Here is a 16,653-nt window from a genome sequence, read left to right as displayed (position 1 = left end):
CGACGGGCCCCGGCTGCCGCGGGTGTGGTTCGCCACAACCGAGAGGATCCCCCCTCGTGCAGACGCACCTCCCCTCCGGCGACATCTCCCCGCGCCGCCACCGGATGTCGAAGAGCCGCTCCCGCACCGTCAAGCTCGCAGTCGCCGCGGCGGCCGCGACGGCCGGTCTCGTCACGGCGCTGATCCCGGGCGGAGCCCAGGCCGCCGACAACCCGTACGAGCGCGGCCCGGCGCCGAGCAACTCGAGCATCGAGGCGAGCCGCGGCTCGTACGCCACCTCCCAGACCTCCGTCTCCTCACTGAGCGTCCGCGGCTTCGGCGGCGGCACGATCTACTACCCGACGTCCACCTCGGACGGCACGTTCGGCGCGGTCGTGATCTCGCCCGGCTTCACCGCCTACCAGTCGAGCATCGCCTGGCTGTTGCTCGCCGCGCTGGACTACCTGACCGAGGACAGTTCGGTGCGGAGCCGGGTCGACTCCTCCCGGCTCGGTGTGATGGGCCACTCCATGGGCGGCGGCGGCTCGCTCGAGGCCGCGAAGGACCGTCCCTCGCTGAAGGCGGCGATCCCGCTGACCGGCTGGAACCTCGACAATTCATCGACAACGACACCCGCTACGAGCAGTTCCTCTGCCCGATCCCGTCGGCCAGCCTGACGATCGCGGAGTACCGGGGCAACTGCCCGCACTGATCCTTGCCGGGAGGACCAGGGGCCGGACCGCGCGTACCGCGGTCCGGCCCTTCGTGCTGACGCGGTCCGGCCCTTCGTGCTGACGCGGGCCGGCCACCTCGTGCTGACGCGGGCCGGTCCCGGACGGTCGCGGCCCGGAGCGAAGACCGGCGATCTCGCCGATGCCCGCACAGGGGAAGCACCGCGAAAGTGACGGCAGGCCAACGAACGACGGAGCAACCGACGCGGTGCGACCCGAAGGCCCCCGGACGACGGGGCCGCCGGCTGCCGCGATGCCGTCCCGCCACAACCGAGAGGAACCCCCGTGCAGACGCACCTCCCCTCCGGCGACATCTCCCCGCGCCGCCACCGGATGTCGAAGAGCCGCTCCCGCACCTTCAAGGGCGCCCTGGCCGCCGCGGTGGCGACCGCCGGTCTGCTCACCGCGCTCGTCCCCGGCGGAGCCCAGGCCGCCGACAACCCGTACGAGCGCGGCCCGGCGCCGAGCAACTCGAGCATCGAGGCGAGCCGTGGCTCGTACGCGACGTCACAGACGTCCGTGTCCTCGCTGCTCGTCAGAGGCTTCGGCGGCGGCACGATCTACTACCCGACGTCCACCTCGGACGGCACGTTCGGCGCGGTCGTGATCTCGCCCGGCTTCACCGCCTACGAGTCGAGCATCGCCTGGCTGGGGCCGGTTGCTCGCCGCGCTGGACTACCTGACCGAGGACAGTTCGGTGCGGAGCCGGGTCGACTCCTCCCGGCTCGGTGTGATGGGCCACTCCATGGGCGGCGGAGGCACGCTCGAGGCCGCGAAGGACCGGCCTTCGCTGAAGGCGGCGATCCCGCTGACCGGCTGGAACCTCGACAAGACGTGGCCGGAGGTGAGGACCCCCACGCTGATCGTCGGCGCGGACTTCATCGACAACGACACCCGCTACGAGCAGTTCCTCTGCCCGATCCCGTCGGCCAGCCTGACGATCGCGGAGTACCGGGGCAACTGCCCGCACTGATCCGGGGGGCGACCGGGGCCGGACCGCGCGTACCGCGGTCCGGCCCCTTCGTGCCGCCGGGGCCGTTCAGTCCTCGGCGAAGAAACGGGTGAGGGACCCGGCGAAGCCCGGGTCGCGCACGGCCGTCAGATGATCCCCGGGCACCATGACCAGCTCCGCACCCCTGATCGCGTCGGCCAGTACGCGGGGCCGCACGGCCAGGGGATCGCTCTCGCCGGCCAGCACCATCGTGGGCACCGTGATCCGGTCCAGCGGCAGCGCGTCCCGGTGCACCGCCCGGATCTGCGCGGCCAGCGCGTGACGGTCGGCGCCCGAGGCGTCGGCCAGCAGCCTGAATCCCCGGGCCCGTTCGGGCACGTCCGCCGCGTCGTCGGCCGTCAGCGCGGCCGAGACCAGCTCCGGTGGCATCGCCCGGGTGTCCAGGCCTCCCACCTCCACCGCGCCGGCACCTATCCCGCCCACCACGAGGCGGCTGATCCGCGTGTCCTGCGCCGCGGCCAGGACCGCCACCACGGCGCCCATGGAATAGCCCGCGACGTGCACGTGGTCCGCGCCGGTGCGGTCGATGAGCAGCCGTACGTCACGGGCCATCAGCGACTCGCCGTAGTGCGTGTCGTCGTGCGGCCGGTCCGACTCGCCGTGGCCCCGCGCGTCCAGGGCGTACACACGCCGGCCCCGCGCCACCAGCGCCTCGACGACGCCGGGGCCCTCCCAGTTCAGCCGGGCGTGCGCGGCGAAGCCGTGCAGCAGCACCACCGGGGGCAGGGCGTCGTCCGGATCCCGCGACCAGGACCAGTAACGCAGGGTCAAACCGTCGTGTGTACGCAATTCACCAGTCATGCACCGAAGTTAGGGGCGACCGCTGCGGAACGGGCCGGGACTGTGCCCCGGCACAGCGCCGACGCCGTTCCGTTGGGAGCCCGCACCGCTCGGGGGCGGCCGGGAACAGGGAGCGGACGCGAGCCTTCCGACGCTGTTTACGCGGAAGTAACGTGAGAGTGTGACCCCATCGACGACCGTGCACAGTCCGCTCCGGCTGTACGGCCGCAGCGGTGAACTGGCCATCCTGGAAACCTTGTTGGCGCGGCTGCGAGCAGGGGACGGCGGAGCGCTCGTGCTGACCTCGCCGCCCGGCCTCGGCCGTACCGCCCTGCTGCGGCAGGCCGCCGCCCACTACCTCGGAGGGCACGGCGGCCCCGTGCTGTACGCCGCCGCGGCCCCCGCCGAACAGCGCCTGCCCTACAGCGGACTGCACGCCCTGCTCTGCTCCGCGCCCGGCCCCCTGCCCGTCGCCCCCGACACGATCCTGCGCTCCGGGATCTCCCCGGGCGGGCTGCTCGGTCTGCTGCGGGACCTGGGGGCCGAACAGCCCCTGCTGGTCTGCGTGGACGACGCGCACGCCTGGGACCCCGACTCCCGTGCCGCCCTCGGGTTCGCCGCCCGCAGACTCGGCGCGGGCAGCCGGGTCGCGGTGGTCATCGGCGCAGCCGACGAGACCGCCTTCGGCGGACTGCCCGCGCTGCGACTCGGCCCGCTCGACGACGACGCGGCGACCGCGCTCCTGGACCGGCTCACCGACGGCACCGCCGACGTCGACCCCGTCGTACGCAGCGAACTCCTGCGCGAGGCGGCCGGGAACCCCCGGCTGCTGGCCGGACTGGTCGGCCGTCTCACCCCCGGCCAGCTGGCGGGGCGCATCGCGCTGCCGTACCCGCTTCCCGGGGCCGAAAGCGTCCTCGACGCCCACGCCGGGCATCTGGACGGTCTGTCCCCCGAGACCCACACCCTGCTCCTGCTGGCCGCGGCCGCGGAGGAGCACGAGCCGGACGGGGCCGGTGCCGACGCGGCCCTGCTGCTCCGGGCCGGCGCCCGTGCCGGGCTGGCCACCGCCCACCTCGACCGGGTGCTCTTCGCGCCCGCCGGCACCGCCGGAGCCCTCCAGCGTGCGGGCAGCCGCGTGCACTTCAGCCACCCGCTGCTCCGCCGCGCGGTGCTGCACCGGGCGGCCCCGGGCCGCCGCCGGGCCGTGCACGAGCTTCTCGCCGGGCTGCTCACCGGGCCCGGTCCGGCCCCCCTGCCGGCGCTCGTCCAGCGGGCCTGTGCCGCACCCGGGCCGGACGCCGTCCTCGCCGGGCAACTGGAGGCGGCGGCCGTCGCCCCCCGCCCGCACGGCGAACGCTCGGCCGCACTGGCCAGGGCCGCCGCGCTCTCCACCGACGAGGCCCTGCGCGCCGCACGGTTCACCGCGGCCGCCGAGCACGCGCGGCTGGCAGGTGACACCGGCAGGGCCCGCGCCATGCTTGCCCGGGTCGGCCCCCACCTCGCCGGAGGCGCCACGCCCTACGTGCGGGGCATGCTCGCCCTGCGCGACGGTCCCGCCGCCGACGCCCGTGAAGCCCTTCTGACCGCGGCGGAGCTGCTCGCCCCGCACGACCCGCGCCGCACGCTCGACGCCCTCTTCGGCGCCGCGGAGGCGGCGTGGGACATGGGGGACGCCATCGCGTACCTGGACGCCATGAACCGTGTCCCCGTCGCCGCCGCCGACCGGTCCATGGCGCAGTACCGGGCCGGCATGTGCGCCGTGCTCGCCGGGCACCCCGACCGTGGCCACGCCCTCCTGAGGTGCTGCCTGGACTCCGCCGACCGCGCCGAGGACGCCGGCGAGCTCCTGCGGGCGGGAGCCTCGGCCCTGGTGCTCGGTGAGGTCGACGCGGCCTGCCGGGCGGGGGCCCGCGCACTCGCCGTCGTACGCACGCGGGGGCCGGAGGCACTGCTGCCGCACGCCCTGGAACAGCTCGCCTACGCCGAACTGCGTGCCGGTCAGCACGCCAGGGCCCGGGCGCACGCGCTGGAAGGGCTGCACGCGGCCCGCCGTACCGGGCAGCGGAACTCCGCCACCCATCTGCACGCCGTGCTCGCGCTCGCCGCCTCGGTGGAGGGGCCCGCGGAGGCGTGCGCCGCCCACGCCGACGCCGCACTGGCCGGGGCCGGACCGCACGGCCTGGCCCAGGCCGCCATGCTCGCCACCTGGGCGGTCGCCCGTGCCGACCTGGCGGCCGGGAGGCCGGGCGAGGCGGCGGCCCGGCTCCGTCCGCTGGTCAGGCCGGGCCCCGGGACCGGACACTTCGCCACCCGGATGCTCGCCGTGCCGTGCTACATCGAGGCGATGGTGCTGTCCGGCCGCGCGGACGAAGGAGCCGGTGAACTCCTCACGGCTTTGAGGGAGTTCACCCTGTGGACCGCCAGGACGACCGACCCCCAGGTCCCCGCCCAGCTGGCCCGCTGCCGCGCCCTGCTGGCGTCGCCCGAGGAGGCGGCGGCCCGGTACGAGGAGGCGCTCGCCCACCACGACCGTGCGGGCGGCGACTTCGAGCGCGCCCGTACGCAGCTGCTCCACGGCCAGCTGCTGCGCCGTCTGCGCCGCACCCGTGAGGCCCGCGGCCCGCTGCGGGACGCGCTGGTGGCGTTCGAACGCTGCTCCGCGCGCGTCTGGGCCGAGCGGGCGGGAGGGGAGCTGCGGGCCGCCGGGGAAGCGGTGGACGTACCGGACCAGAGCGGCCCCGGCCCGTTGGCCGGGCTGACCCCGCAGCAGCAGCGGATCGCCCGCTGCGTCGCGGAGGGCGCCACCAACCGCGAGGTGGCGGTGCGGCTCTCGGTGAGTCCGCGGACGGTCGACCACCATCTCCGCAACGTCTTCGCCGCACTCGGTGTCCGGTCCCGGACCGAACTCGCGAGGCTGCTGGACCGCGGGGGCGGGGCGAGGTTGCAGGACCGTGATGATAAGAACCGCGCAGACCTCTAGGTACCGACCGGGCGGTATGCCATTCTGCGGTCGTCAGGATCGATCGGTGTGCGCCCGCCCAATTCCGGGCCGGGCGCGCACCGGGGCCGGCCACACCGCAGCCGGCCGATTCCCGGTGGAGGCCGCCATGCCACAGGTCGTACGTTCACGGATCAGGGCGCTGCACGGACCGCCCCCCGTATCACCGTTGCCGCACCGCGCCCGCTCCCTGGCCGACCGCGAGGCCGTAGCGGTGCTCCACCGGGCGGCCCGCGGGCTGCTGGAGGCCCTGCCGGAGCTCACGGACCGGCTGGTCGAGGCGCTGCGGGAGCAGGAACCCGCCTACCGCGCCGCGATGGAGACCGAGCCTTCCGAGATCTGGCAGGAGGTCCACCACTCACTGCGGCACAACGTCGCCTCCCTCATCCAGCCCCGGGAGTTCCGGGAGGCCGCCCACCGCACCTCCCGGTGGATCGGCGAGAGCCGGGCCGAGCAGGGCGTACCGCTCGACGCGGTCATGCACGCCTTCCGGATGGGCGGGGCGATGGTCTGGCAGGACCTGGTCGACGACACGGCCCGCCGCCACCCCGAGGACACCCGGCTCCTCGTCCATGTCGCTGCGGACGTCTGGAACTTCGTCGACGAACACTGCGGCGTGGTGGCCGAGGCCTACCGGCAGGCCGAGCGGCGGCTCTCCTGGCGCCGTGAGAACCAGCAGCGCCTGATGACGGCGGCCCTCCTGGACGGCACCGCCCGGATCGCGGACCTGCCGGACGCCGCGGTGATGCTGGGCCTTCCGGTGCAGGGGCGGTACGCGGTGCTCGCGGTCGCCGGCGCCCGCCGCGTCCCGCACGGCACCGGACGCCCGCCGCTCGCCCTGCCCGAGGGCACGGCCGCGCTCTGGCACTCGGCGGGGGACGTCGAACTCGCCATCCTGCCGCTGGGGGCGGCCCCGGTGGCGGCCGAGGCGGAACCACGGGCCGACGGCGAGACGGAGAACGCACCCGCCCCCGGCCCCGCCGCGGCCTCCGCCACCGAACTCGCCGCACTCGCCGACGACCTGACGGCGCCTCCGGGAACCCGCGTCGGCATCAGCTCCGTGGTCGACGGGCTCGCCTCCGTCGGGGACGCACGGCGCCTCGCCGGGACGGCGCTGCGGGCCTGCCCGGCGTCAGGCGGCACCATCCTGCTCGACGAGCACCTGCCCACCGCGCTCGTCGTGTCCTCACCCGGCCTCGGAACGGCACTCGCCGACCGTGTACTCGGGCCGCTGGACCGGCTCGACCCCGCGGACCGGGACGTGATCATCGAGACGCTCACCGCATGGCTGGACTCGGACGGCTCGGCACAGCGGGCGGGGGCGAAGCTGTACTGCCACCGCAACACCGTGCTCAACCGGCTGCGGCGCTTCGAGCAGCTGACGGGGCGCTGCCTGACCCGGCCGTCGGACGCGGTCGAGGTGTCCCTGGCCCTGGCGGCGCGGCGGCTGCTGGCGGGCTGAGCGGGACGGTCCGCGGCGGCTGCTGGCGGCGGAGGGGTCCGGCCCGCGGGTGACGGCTGCCGCGCGGGCCTTCTCCCCGCCCTTTTCCGCCGCTCCCCGCACGTGGCCCCGGCGCGCGATCTCCCCCGGACTCCGTCCGGCTCCGCGCGGGCTCGACGGGCTGCCCGCCGCGTCCGGGCCGCTGCGGCCCCGTGACTGTGCGGCTGCACACTCCTGCGCCGGGCGGGCTGTTCCGGCGCCGCGCCCCGCCGCCGCACCCTGTGCCGCCCGGGCCCCGGCTGGTGCCATGGCCCGCATGCCTTCAGCTGCCCCTTGCAGAGCCGTACCCCGGGAGCGAACCCGGTGAGCGGCGCGATCGACGCCCGGTCCCTGGCCGTGGTCATCTTCCTCGGCTTCGTCGCCGTGTCCCTGCTGCTGTGCGGCCTCGCCGCGGCCGACCAGGACGATCCGGAGCACTTCTACGCGGGCGGTGCCACCCTGGGCCCCGTCGGCGCCGGACTGGCCATCGCCGGGGACTACGTCTCCGCGGCCACGCTGCTCTCCACCACCGGATCCGTCGCACTCGCCGGCTTCGACGGTCTGCTCTTCGCCCTGGCGACCGTCGCCTCACTGGCCCTGGTCATGCGCCTCTTCGCGGAACGCCTGCGCCGCAAGGGCGTGTTCACCATGGGCGACTTCCTCGCCGACCGGCTCGGCGACGGATCCGTACGCCGTGCGCTCGGCGTGGCGACCCTCGTCGTACTGGCCCCGCTGCTGCTCGTCCAGCTCACCACCGCCGGCCGCGTCATGACCTCCATGTTCGGGCTGCCCGAAGGCGCGCTCACCGGCTGCACCGTCGCCAGCGGCGCGCTGATGGTCTGCTACTCGGCGTTCGGCGGGATGCGGGGCACCGGCTACATCCAGATCCTCAAGGTGGCCGTCGTCCTGGGAGCGGTCACGTTCCTCGCGGGACTCGTCCTCGCACGCTTCGACTGGTCCCCGTTCGCCCTCTTCGACGCCGCGCAGGCGGGCAGCAAGGCGGGTGGCGACTACGCGCGCCCCGGGCTGCAGTTCGGCCACGGACTCGCGGGAGGACTCGACCTGATCGGCTTCCAGACCACCCTCGTACTCGGCGCCGCCTGCATGCCGCACATCATGATGCGGCTCCATCCGATCCGTGACGCCTGGACCGCCCGGCGGGCCGGCATCTGGGCCGTGGGCCCCGTCGCCCTGCTGTGCGCCGGCATCGTCGTCGTCGGACTCGGCGCCTCCGCCCTCGTGGGCCGGGACCTGCTGCACGCCGCCGATCCGGCCGGAGGCACCGCCCTTCTGATGGTGACCAGCGCCCTCGACCCCGGGGCGGCCGGGCCGCGCGACAGCCCCCTGTTCGCGCTCGTGGCCTGCGCCGCGTTCGCCACCACCCTGGCCGCGGTCGCCGGGATAACCCTCGCCGCGGCCTCGTCCCTGGCCCGCGACTTCACGGTCAAGTCGGGTGCGCAGGGAGAGGGCAAGGCCTCCAGCAGGGAGATCCGGCACGCCCGCTGGGCCGTCGTCGGCATCGGGGCGCTCGCGGTACTCCTCTCGGCCTACACCCACGACCGCAACCCGCAGGTGCTGCTCTCCCTGTCGTTCGCGGCAGCGGCCTCCATCCTGCCGCCCGTCCTGCTGTACGCCCTGTTCCGACCGCGCTTCAACGCCCGCGGGGTGCGGTGGACCGTGTACGGGACGCTTCCGCTGATCGGGATCCTGATGATCCTGTCACCGGCCTTCTCCGGCACACCGGTCGCGCTCTTCCCGGAGTGGGACTTCGACGTCTTCCCGCTCCAGACCCCGGGCCTGGTCACCATCCCGGCGGGATTCCTCCTGGGGCTGCTGGGGTCGGGCCGGGATCCCGGCGCGGCACCCCCGGACGAGCGGCACCGCCACCGGGCACGCTGGGTGCCCGTACGCGCCCGTGACGGCGCCTGAGAGGCCGGCACGGGTGCGCTTCCCGGGGCCCGCCCGCCGCGGGCCCCGGGCTACAGGCCGAGCTCGGCCGTGTGCAACCGGGCCAGCGCGTCCTTGTCGCCGTCCAGCTCCACCCGCGCCGCGTCCTGCCGTCCCGCCGCGAACAGCAGCAGCTCACCCGGTTCCCCGGTGACCGTCACCACCGGGGTGCCCTTGTGGGCGACCACCGTCTGGCCGTCCGGGCGGCGCAGCACCAGGCCCACCGGGGCCCGGCGGCCCAGCATCCGGGCCGTCCGCTCGGTGCGGGACCACAGCACGTCGGCGAACACCGGATCGAGTTCGCGCTGCGACCAGTCGGGCTGGGCGCGGCGCACGTCCTCCGCGTGGATGTAGAACTCGACGGTGTTGGCAGCCTCGTCCAGCTGCTTCAGGCCGAAGGGCGAGAAGCGCGGCGGACCCGTACGGATGAGCTGGATCAGTTCCTCGTACGGCTTGGCGGCGAATTCGGCCTGCACCCGCTCCAGCCGGTTCTTCAGGGGCCCCAGCATGATCCCGCCCGCCGCGTCAGCACGGCGTTCACGCACCACGACATGGGCGGCCAGGTCACGGGTCTTCCAGCCGTTGCACAGGGTCAGAGCCTCGGGACCCGCCGCTTCCAACAGGTCGGCGAGCAGAAGACGTTCACGCTTCGCATGGGTCGACATGCCCGCCAGCGTACGACCGCCGACCTCGGTCCGCCCAGTGGACGCACTGCCGGAAGGCGCCGCCGGGCGCGGCACAATGGGGCGCATGACCAGCACGCCCGGCACCACGCCTGCCAGCAATCTCGACCCGGCCGTCGCCGCCCGCCTCAAGCGCGGACCCGACGGACTGGTCCCGGCCATCGCCCAGCAGTACGACACCGGAGAGGTGCTCATGCTCGGCTGGATGGACGACGAGGCGCTGCACCGCACCCTCACCACGGGCCGCTGCACCTACTGGTCCCGCAGCCGCCAGGAGTACTGGGTCAAGGGGGACACCTCCGGCCACGTCCAGCAGGTCAGGTCCGTCGCGCTGGACTGCGACGCCGACACGGTCCTGGTGAAGGTCGACCAGACCGGTGCCGCCTGCCACACGGGCGACCGCACCTGCTTCGACAAGGACGTCCTTCCGCTCACCGCGCCCCGATAAGGTCAGCCGCCATGGATCTCGAGACCTTCCGAAAGCTCGCCGTCGACCGGCGTGTCATCCCCGTCAGCCGCCGGCTCCTCGCGGACGGTGACACCCCGGTCGGGCTCTACCGCAAGCTCGCGGCCGAGCGCACCGGCACGTTCCTCCTCGAATCCGCGGAGAACGGCCGCACCTGGTCCCGCTACTCCTTCATCGGGGTGCGCAGCGCCGCCACCCTGACCGCCCTCGACGGACAGGCCCACTGGCTCGGTACCCCGCCCGTGGGCGTCCCCGTCGACGGGGACCCCCTGCAGGCGCTGCGGGCCACCGTCGAGACCCTGCACACCCCCCGCGACCTGGTCGGCGGCGACGGTCTGCCGCCGTTCACCGGCGGCATGGTCGGCTACCTCGGCTACGACGTCGTACGCCGGCTGGAGCGGATCACCGAGCACGGCGGCGACGACCTGAAGCTCCCCGAGCTCACGATGCTGCTCACCTCGGACCTCGCCGTGCTCGACCACGGTGACGGCACCGTCCTGCTGATCGCCAACGCGATCAACCACAACGACCTGGAGACCGGGGTAGACGAGGCGTACGCCGACGCGGTGGCCCGGCTCGACGCCATGGAGCGCGACCTGTCCCGGCCCGTGGAGAACGCTCCCGCCGCGCTGCCGCCCTCCGAACTCCCGCCCTACACCGCGCTGTGGGGCGGCCAGGCGTTCATGGACGCCGTCGAGGACGTCAAGGAACGCATCAGGGCCGGCGAGGCCTTCCAGGTCGTCCCCTCGCAGCGCTTCGAGACGCCGTGCACGGCGAGCGCGCTGGACGTCTACCGGGTCCTGCGCGCCACCAACCCGTCCCCGTACATGTACCTCTTCCGATTCGACGGCTTCGACGTCGTCGGCTCCAGCCCCGAGGCGCTCGTCAAGGTCGAGGACGGCCGGGCGATGGTTCATCCGATCGCCGGAACCAGGCACCGCGGCGCCACACCGCAGGAGGACCAGGCGCTGGCCGACGAACTGCTCGCCGACCCGAAGGAGCGCGCCGAGCACCTGATGCTCGTCGACCTCGGCCGCAACGACCTGGGACGGGTCTGCGCCCCCGGCAGCGTCGAGGTCGTCGACTTCATGTCGGTCGAGCGGTACTCGCACGTCATGCACATCGTGTCCACCGTCACCGGACGCGTGGCCGAGGGCCGCACCGCCTTCGACGTCCTCACCGCCTGCTTCCCCGCGGGCACCCTCTCCGGCGCCCCCAAGCCACGCGCCCTGCAGATCATCGAGGAGCTCGAACCCAGCCGCCGAGGTCTGTACGGGGGCTGCGTCGGCTACCTCGACTTCGCCGGGGACTCCGACACCGCCATCGCCATCCGGACCGCCCTGCTCCGTGACGGCACCGCGTACGTCCAGGCCGGTGCGGGCGTCGTCGCGGACTCCGACCCGGCCGCCGAGGACACGGAGTGCCGGAACAAGGCCGCCGCGGTCCTGCGGGCCGTGCATACGGCGAACCGGCTCGGGGCGCGGTGAGCCGGTAGGGGATAGTGGGGTACGTGAGTGCTGTCCCCGTACCCCAGCCCCGTGCCCGAGCCGCCTCCGCGCCCGACAGCGCGGGAAACCGCCGGAGTCTGGCCGCCGGCCTGCTCCTCGGGGCGGCCGGTGCCACCGTCGTACTCCTTGCCTCCGGACAGACCTGGGCCGAGGGCGAGGCCGCCGTCGGCGGCGGCGCCCTGCCGCTCAGTGCCGACGGCCAGGACGTCACCGGCCTCCCGGCGGCCCTGGCCGTCGTCGGCCTGGCCGCCCTCGTCGCCGTGTTCGCCGTCCGCGGCGCCGGCCGGTGGCTCGTCGCCGGTCTCCTGGCCCTCAGCGGCCTCGGCGCCGGTCTGAGCGCCTACGCCGGCGCCTCGGACAGAGGGGCCCTGGACGAGCAGGCGGCGCAGACCACGGGCAACACCGCGGCCACCGTCCACGCGCTCAGCCACACCGCCTGGCCCTACGTCACCGCGGCCGGCGGGCTGCTCATCCTGCTCGCCGGACTGCTGGCCCTGCGCTACGGCAGCCGCTGGCCGGCCATGTCGGGACGGTACGAACGCGACGGCACCCCCCGCCCCCGCAAGGCGGCCCGCACCGCCCCCGACCCCGACCGGCCCGAGGAACTGTGGAAGGCCCTGGACCGCGGCGAGGACCCGACGCGCGAGGCATGACCCCCAGCCTCACGTCGCCCGGCACGTGCGGGACAATGGCAGTGAGCTTTCGCAGCAGCGATCACCTTCAGCGCACCACCAACAAGGAGCAACTCATGGCGGGCAGCAGCCACGGACACACCCCGGCCGCCTGGACCGGTGTCATCATCTCCTTCATCGGCTTCTGCATCGCGGGCCTCTTCATGGTCGCGGCGAACACGCTCGGCTTCTGGGCCGGCGTCGCCGTCGCCATCCTCGGCGGAGTCGTCGGTCTCGCCATGAAGATGGCCGGCCTCGGCATGCCGAAGGAGTCCCCCGAGATGGCGGCCGCCAGGGCCCGCGCCTCCCAGGCCCAGATCACGGCCTGACACCGTCCTCCGGCAGGGCGCCGGTTCCAGGACACGACGCGAGGCGCAGCCCGGACCGGGCTGCGCCTCTCCGCGACACCAGGGACAATCGGCGCGTGGACGCCTCAGCCTCTCCCGCAGCCGCCGCCCCCGACCCGGCCCCCGTGCCCGGCCCGGAGCTTCACACGCCCCCCGCCCCGGCCTCCCGGCTGCGGCGGCTCGCCGCCCCCGTGGGGGTCATGGCAGCCGTCGTCGGCGCCTTCGGTTTCGTCGCCGCGGTCGACCCCAACGAGCCCGGCCACTACCCGGTGTGCCCCATGCTCCGGTTCACCGGAGTGTTCTGCCCCGGCTGCGGCGGGCTGCGCAGCGCCCACGCCTTCGCCCACGGTGACCTCGCCGCGGCCCTCGGCGCCAACGCCCTGGCCGTCGTCGGCTACGCCGTCTTCGCGGTGGTCTGGCTGCTGTGGATGTTCCGGGCCGGCCGGGGCCGGAACCTGCGGATCGGTCTCGCACCCGGCTACTGGTGGGGCATCGGCGCGCTGCTGCTGGCGTTCTCCGTGGTCAGGAACCTGCCCTTCGGCTCGGCACTCGCGCCGTGAATGACCAGTCAGTGGGACGTGGGACCGTCGGATGCGGGCCCTGAGCCCTCCTGCGGATACCATCGAGATGGCTGATCCTGTACCCATCACCGCTTCGGAAGGGGGCCGCTCGCGTGAGTGTGCTCGACGAGATCATCGACGGCGTCCGCGCCGACCTCGCGGAGCGGCAGGCGCGTGTCAGCCTCGACGAGCTCAAGGAACGCGCAGCGCGCGCTCCCCGGGCCAAGGACGGAGTCGCCGCCCTGCGCGGCGAGGGCGTGACCGTCATCTGCGAGGTCAAGCGCTCCAGCCCCTCCAAGGGGGCCCTTGCCGCCATCGCCGACCCGGCCGCGCTCGCCGCGGACTACGAGGCCGGCGGGGCATCCGTCATCTCGGTCCTCACCGAGGAGCGCCGCTTCGGCGGGTCGCTCGCCGACCTGGAGGCCGTCCGCGCCAAGGTCGACATCCCGGTCCTGCGCAAGGACTTCATCGTCACCTCGTACCAGCTGTGGGAGGCGCGGGCCTACGGGGCCGACCTCGCCCTGCTGATCGTCGCCGCCCTCGACCAGGAGGCGCTCGTCTCCCTGATCGAGCGCGCCGAGTCGATCGGCCTGACACCGCTCGTCGAGGCACACGACGAGGAGGAGGCGGAGCGCGCCGTGGACGCCGGGGCGAAGATCATCGGCGTCAACGCCCGCAACCTCAAGGACCTCAAGGTCGACCGCTCCACCTTCGACCGCGTCGCCCCCGAGATCCCCGACCACATCGTCAAGGTCGCCGAGTCCGGCGTCCGGGGCCCGCACGACCTCATCGCCTACGCCAACGCCGGCGCGGACTCGGTGCTCGTCGGAGAGTCCCTGGTCACCGGCCGCGACCCCCGGGCCGCCGTCGCCGACCTGGTCGCCGCCGGCGCCCACCCGGCCCTCCGGCACGGACGGAACTGAACCCACCCGTGCCCGCCGACCGTCCCGCCGCCCGCATCCGGCCGGGCCTGCGCCCCGCCGCCGCGAGCGCCCGGGACCCGCACGCGCCGCCGGCGCGCGGCTGCCGCCCGGCCGTCTCCCTCCGCCACCCTCAACCGAGGCGCTGCGCGCCGCCCTTCTGGCACCGCGGCTGCCGCGCGCCGGCCCGGCGGGTGCACGGCCGGCGTGTGCGCTACGTGATCGGCGACGAGCCCGGTCAGGTCAACGGCATGCGATGGCGCACGGGGTCCGCGCCGTAGCGAGCCCCGGCCGTCGCCCCCCGCCGTACAGGGGGATCCGCACGCCCCACCGCACCGACCGTCCACCGGCCGGCGTGGCGCTCCGCTCATGGCGCATACGGTGACATCACCCGTTGCGATTCGAGGAGCACGTCGCATGTCGTCCGACTTCTTCATCCCGGACCCCGAGGGTCTGATCCCCAGCGCCGAGGGGTACTTCGGCGCGTTCGGTGGCAAGTTCATCCCGGAGGCGCTGGTCGCCGCCGTGGACGAGGTGGCCGTGGAATACGACAAGGCCAAGGCGGACCCGGCCTTCGCCGCCGAGCTCAACGCGCTCATGGTCGACTACACGGGCCGCCCCAGCGCGCTGACCGAGGTCGCCCGCTTCGCCGAGCACGCGGGTGGGGCCCGCGTCTTCCTCAAGCGCGAGGACCTCAACCACACCGGTTCGCACAAGATCAACAATGTGCTGGGCCAGGCCCTGCTCACCAAGCGCATGGGAAAGACCCGCATCATCGCGGAGACCGGAGCGGGCCAGCACGGTGTCGCCACCGCGACCGCCTGCGCCCTCTTCGGGCTCGAGTGCACCATCTACATGGGCGAGATCGACACCGAGCGCCAGGCGCTGAACGTGGCCCGGATGCGCATGCTCGGCGCCGAGGTCGTCGCCGTGAAGTCCGGCTCCCGGACCCTCAAGGACGCCATCAACGAGGCGTTCCGCGACTGGGTCGCCAATGTGGACCGCACCCACTACCTCTTCGGCACCGTCGCCGGGCCGCACCCCTTCCCGGCGATGGTCCGCGACTTCCACCGCGTCATCGGCGTCGAGGCCCGCCGCCAGATCCTGGAGCGCACCGGCCGGCTGCCGGACGCCGCCGTCGCCTGCGTCGGCGGCGGCTCCAACGCCATCGGCCTCTTCCACGCCTTCATCCCGGACGCGGGCGTCCGGCTGATCGGCTGCGAACCCGCAGGACACGGCGTGGAGACCGGCGAGCACGCGGCGACCCTGACCGCGGGCGAACCCGGGATCCTGCACGGCTCCCGCTCCTACGTCCTCCAGGACGAGGAAGGCCAGATCACCGAGCCGTACTCGATCTCGGCCGGGCTCGACTACCCGGGAATCGGCCCCGAGCACGCCTACCTCAAGGACGTCGGCCGCGGCGAGTACCGCGCGGTCACCGACGACGCCGCCATGCAGGCGCTGCGCCTCCTCTCCCGGACCGAGGGGATCATCCCGGCCATCGAGAGCGCGCACGCGCTGGCCGGGGCCCTGGAGGTCGGGCGGGAGCTCGGCGAGGACGGGCTGATCCTGATCAACCTGTCCGGCCGCGGCGACAAGGACATGGACACGGCAGCGCGGTACTTCGGGCTGTACGGCGGTGCCGACGCGGTCGTCGAGGCCGATGTGGCCGACGGAGAGGAAGAGGTCACCAAGTGAGCGGCAACCGAGAGCTTCTCGAAGCGACGCTGGCCGGGGCGGCGTCCGAGGACCGGGCGGCGCTCATCGCCTACCTGCCCGGCGGCTTCCCGACCGTCGACGGCGGCATCGCCGCCGTCAAGGCCGCCGTCGCGGGCGGCGCCGACGTCATCGAGGTGGGACTCCCGCACAGCGACCCGGTGCTCGACGGGCCCGTCATCCAGACCGCCGACGACATCGCCCTGCGCGGCGGGGTCAAGATCGCCGACATCATGCGCACGGTCCGCGAGGCGCACGAGGCGACGGGCGCGCCGATCCTCGTCATGACGTACTGGAACCCGATCGACCGCTACGGCGTGGAGCGCTTCACCGCCGAACTCGCCGACGCGGGCGGCGCCGGGTGCATCCTGCCCGACCTGCCGGTCCAGGAGTCCGGACTGTGGAGGGAGCACGCCGAGAAGCACGGTCTCGCCACCGTCTTCGTCGTCGCCCCGAGCAGCAAGGACGCGCGCCTCGCCACCATCACGGCGGCGGGCTCCGGTTTCGTGTACGCCTCCTCGCTGATGGGTGTCACCGGCACCCGCGAATCGGTAGGCGAGCAGGCCCAGGACCTGGTGCGGCGCACCCGCGCCACCACCGACCTGCCGGTCTGCGTGGGCATCGGCGTATCCACCGCCGAGCACGCCCGGCAGGTCGCGGGCTTCGCCGACGGGGTGATCGTCGGCTCGGCCTTCGTCAAGCGGATGCTGGACGCCCCGGACGAGGCCGCGGGCCTCGCCGCCGTCCGTGCGCTGGCGGGCGAACTGGCCGAAGGCGTTCGAAAGCGCTGACAGCACTCGTCATCCGTACGGGTGGACCTGGGACCGGGGAGGCGCTGACGTGCCTCCCCGG

At 74.2% G+C, this 16,653-nt stretch carries 13 protein-coding genes and 3 pseudogenes; 14 read left to right on the top strand and 2 right to left on the bottom strand.

The annotated features are described in order from the left end of the window. Positions 1–104: 104 nt before the first annotated feature. Both OO67_RS23670 and OO67_RS23665 read left to right on the top strand, forming a co-directional pair. Positions 105–691, top strand: a pseudogene (locus OO67_RS23670) (poly(ethylene terephthalate) hydrolase family protein). A 352-nt stretch (positions 692–1,043) separates the two neighbouring features. Further along, positions 1,044–1,683: pseudogene (locus tag OO67_RS23665) on the top strand (poly(ethylene terephthalate) hydrolase family protein). A 66-nt stretch (positions 1,684–1,749) separates the two neighbouring features. Here OO67_RS23665 and OO67_RS23660 read toward each other — a convergent pair. Beyond that, on the bottom strand, positions 1,750–2,523 hold the full coding sequence (locus OO67_RS23660; RefSeq protein ID WP_033303252.1) for an alpha/beta fold hydrolase: 774 nt from the start codon (positions 2,521–2,523) through the stop codon (positions 1,750–1,752). 160 nt (positions 2,524–2,683) lie between these two features. Here OO67_RS23660 and OO67_RS23655 point away from each other — a divergent pair, with 160 nt between their 5' ends. The 3 genes from OO67_RS23655 to OO67_RS23645 all read left to right on the top strand — a co-directional run bounded on the left by OO67_RS23655 (position 2,684) and on the right by OO67_RS23645 (position 8,912). Further along, complete coding sequence (locus tag OO67_RS23655; RefSeq protein ID WP_382056370.1) at positions 2,684–5,485, top strand: helix-turn-helix transcriptional regulator; 2,802 nt, start codon at positions 2,684–2,686, stop codon at positions 5,483–5,485. 127 nt (positions 5,486–5,612) lie between these two features. Then, positions 5,613–6,965 carry a PucR family transcriptional regulator gene (locus OO67_RS23650; protein ID WP_033303250.1) on the top strand — a complete coding sequence of 451 codons (1,353 nt, stop codon included), beginning with the start codon at positions 5,613–5,615 and terminating at the stop codon, positions 6,963–6,965. Positions 6,966–7,307: 342 nt separating this feature from the next. After that, a complete protein-coding gene (locus OO67_RS23645) occupies positions 7,308–8,912 on the top strand; it encodes a sodium/solute symporter (RefSeq protein WP_033303248.1) in 1,605 nt (534 codons plus the stop codon). Positions 8,913–9,043: 131 nt separating this feature from the next. On the opposite strand, the pseudogene OO67_RS23640 reads toward OO67_RS23645, so the two are convergent. After that, positions 9,044–9,595: pseudogene (locus tag OO67_RS23640) on the bottom strand (TIGR03085 family metal-binding protein); the annotation flags it as partial. An 85-nt stretch (positions 9,596–9,680) separates the two neighbouring features. Here OO67_RS23640 and hisI point away from each other — a divergent pair. The 9 genes from hisI (at position 9,681) to trpA (ending at position 16,592) form a co-directional block, all read left to right on the top strand. Next, a complete protein-coding gene (gene hisI, locus OO67_RS23635; protein WP_033303244.1) occupies positions 9,681–10,061 on the top strand; it encodes a phosphoribosyl-AMP cyclohydrolase in 381 nt (126 codons plus the stop codon). An 11-nt stretch (positions 10,062–10,072) separates the two neighbouring features. Further along, the gene (locus OO67_RS23630; protein WP_033303242.1) at positions 10,073–11,566 is read left to right on the top strand and encodes an anthranilate synthase component I; all 1,494 of its coding nucleotides are present in this window, start codon (positions 10,073–10,075) and stop codon (positions 11,564–11,566) included. Between the two features lie 14 nt (positions 11,567–11,580). After that, the gene (locus OO67_RS23625) at positions 11,581–12,240 is read left to right on the top strand and encodes a TIGR02234 family membrane protein (protein WP_033303241.1); all 660 of its coding nucleotides are present in this window, start codon (positions 11,581–11,583) and stop codon (positions 12,238–12,240) included. Between the two features lie 95 nt (positions 12,241–12,335). Beyond that, complete coding sequence (locus OO67_RS23620; RefSeq protein ID WP_033303421.1) at positions 12,336–12,587, top strand: HGxxPAAW family protein; 252 nt, start codon at positions 12,336–12,338, stop codon at positions 12,585–12,587. A gap of 95 nt (positions 12,588–12,682) precedes the next feature. Continuing rightward, positions 12,683–13,165: a DUF2752 domain-containing protein gene (locus OO67_RS23615; RefSeq protein ID WP_033303240.1), complete on the top strand. Its 483-nt coding sequence runs from the start codon at positions 12,683–12,685 to the stop codon at positions 13,163–13,165. Between the two features lie 113 nt (positions 13,166–13,278). Next, a complete protein-coding gene (gene trpC / locus OO67_RS23610; protein ID WP_033303238.1) occupies positions 13,279–14,088 on the top strand; it encodes an indole-3-glycerol phosphate synthase TrpC in 810 nt (269 codons plus the stop codon). Between the two features lie 8 nt (positions 14,089–14,096). Continuing rightward, the gene (gene trpM / locus OO67_RS40665; RefSeq protein WP_341864650.1) at positions 14,097–14,366 is read left to right on the top strand and encodes a tryptophan biosynthesis modulator TrpM; all 270 of its coding nucleotides are present in this window, start codon (positions 14,097–14,099) and stop codon (positions 14,364–14,366) included. Between the two features lie 136 nt (positions 14,367–14,502). Continuing rightward, a complete protein-coding gene (gene trpB, locus OO67_RS23605) occupies positions 14,503–15,783 on the top strand; it encodes a tryptophan synthase subunit beta (RefSeq protein WP_033303236.1) in 1,281 nt (426 codons plus the stop codon). Further along, positions 15,780–16,592 carry a tryptophan synthase subunit alpha gene (gene trpA, locus OO67_RS23600; protein ID WP_033303234.1) on the top strand — a complete coding sequence of 271 codons (813 nt, stop codon included), beginning with the start codon at positions 15,780–15,782 and terminating at the stop codon, positions 16,590–16,592. Before trpB ends, trpA begins: the two co-directional genes overlap by 4 nt. Positions 16,593–16,653: the final 61 nt, after the last annotated feature.

Origin of the sequence: Streptomyces atroolivaceus (assembly GCF_000717025.1) — a bacterium.
GTDB classification, from domain to species: Bacteria; Actinomycetota; Actinomycetes; order Streptomycetales; family Streptomycetaceae; genus Streptomyces; species Streptomyces atroolivaceus.
The sequence above is the reverse complement of the archived record's forward strand: the minus strand, read 5'-3'. Positions and strand labels throughout refer to the sequence as shown.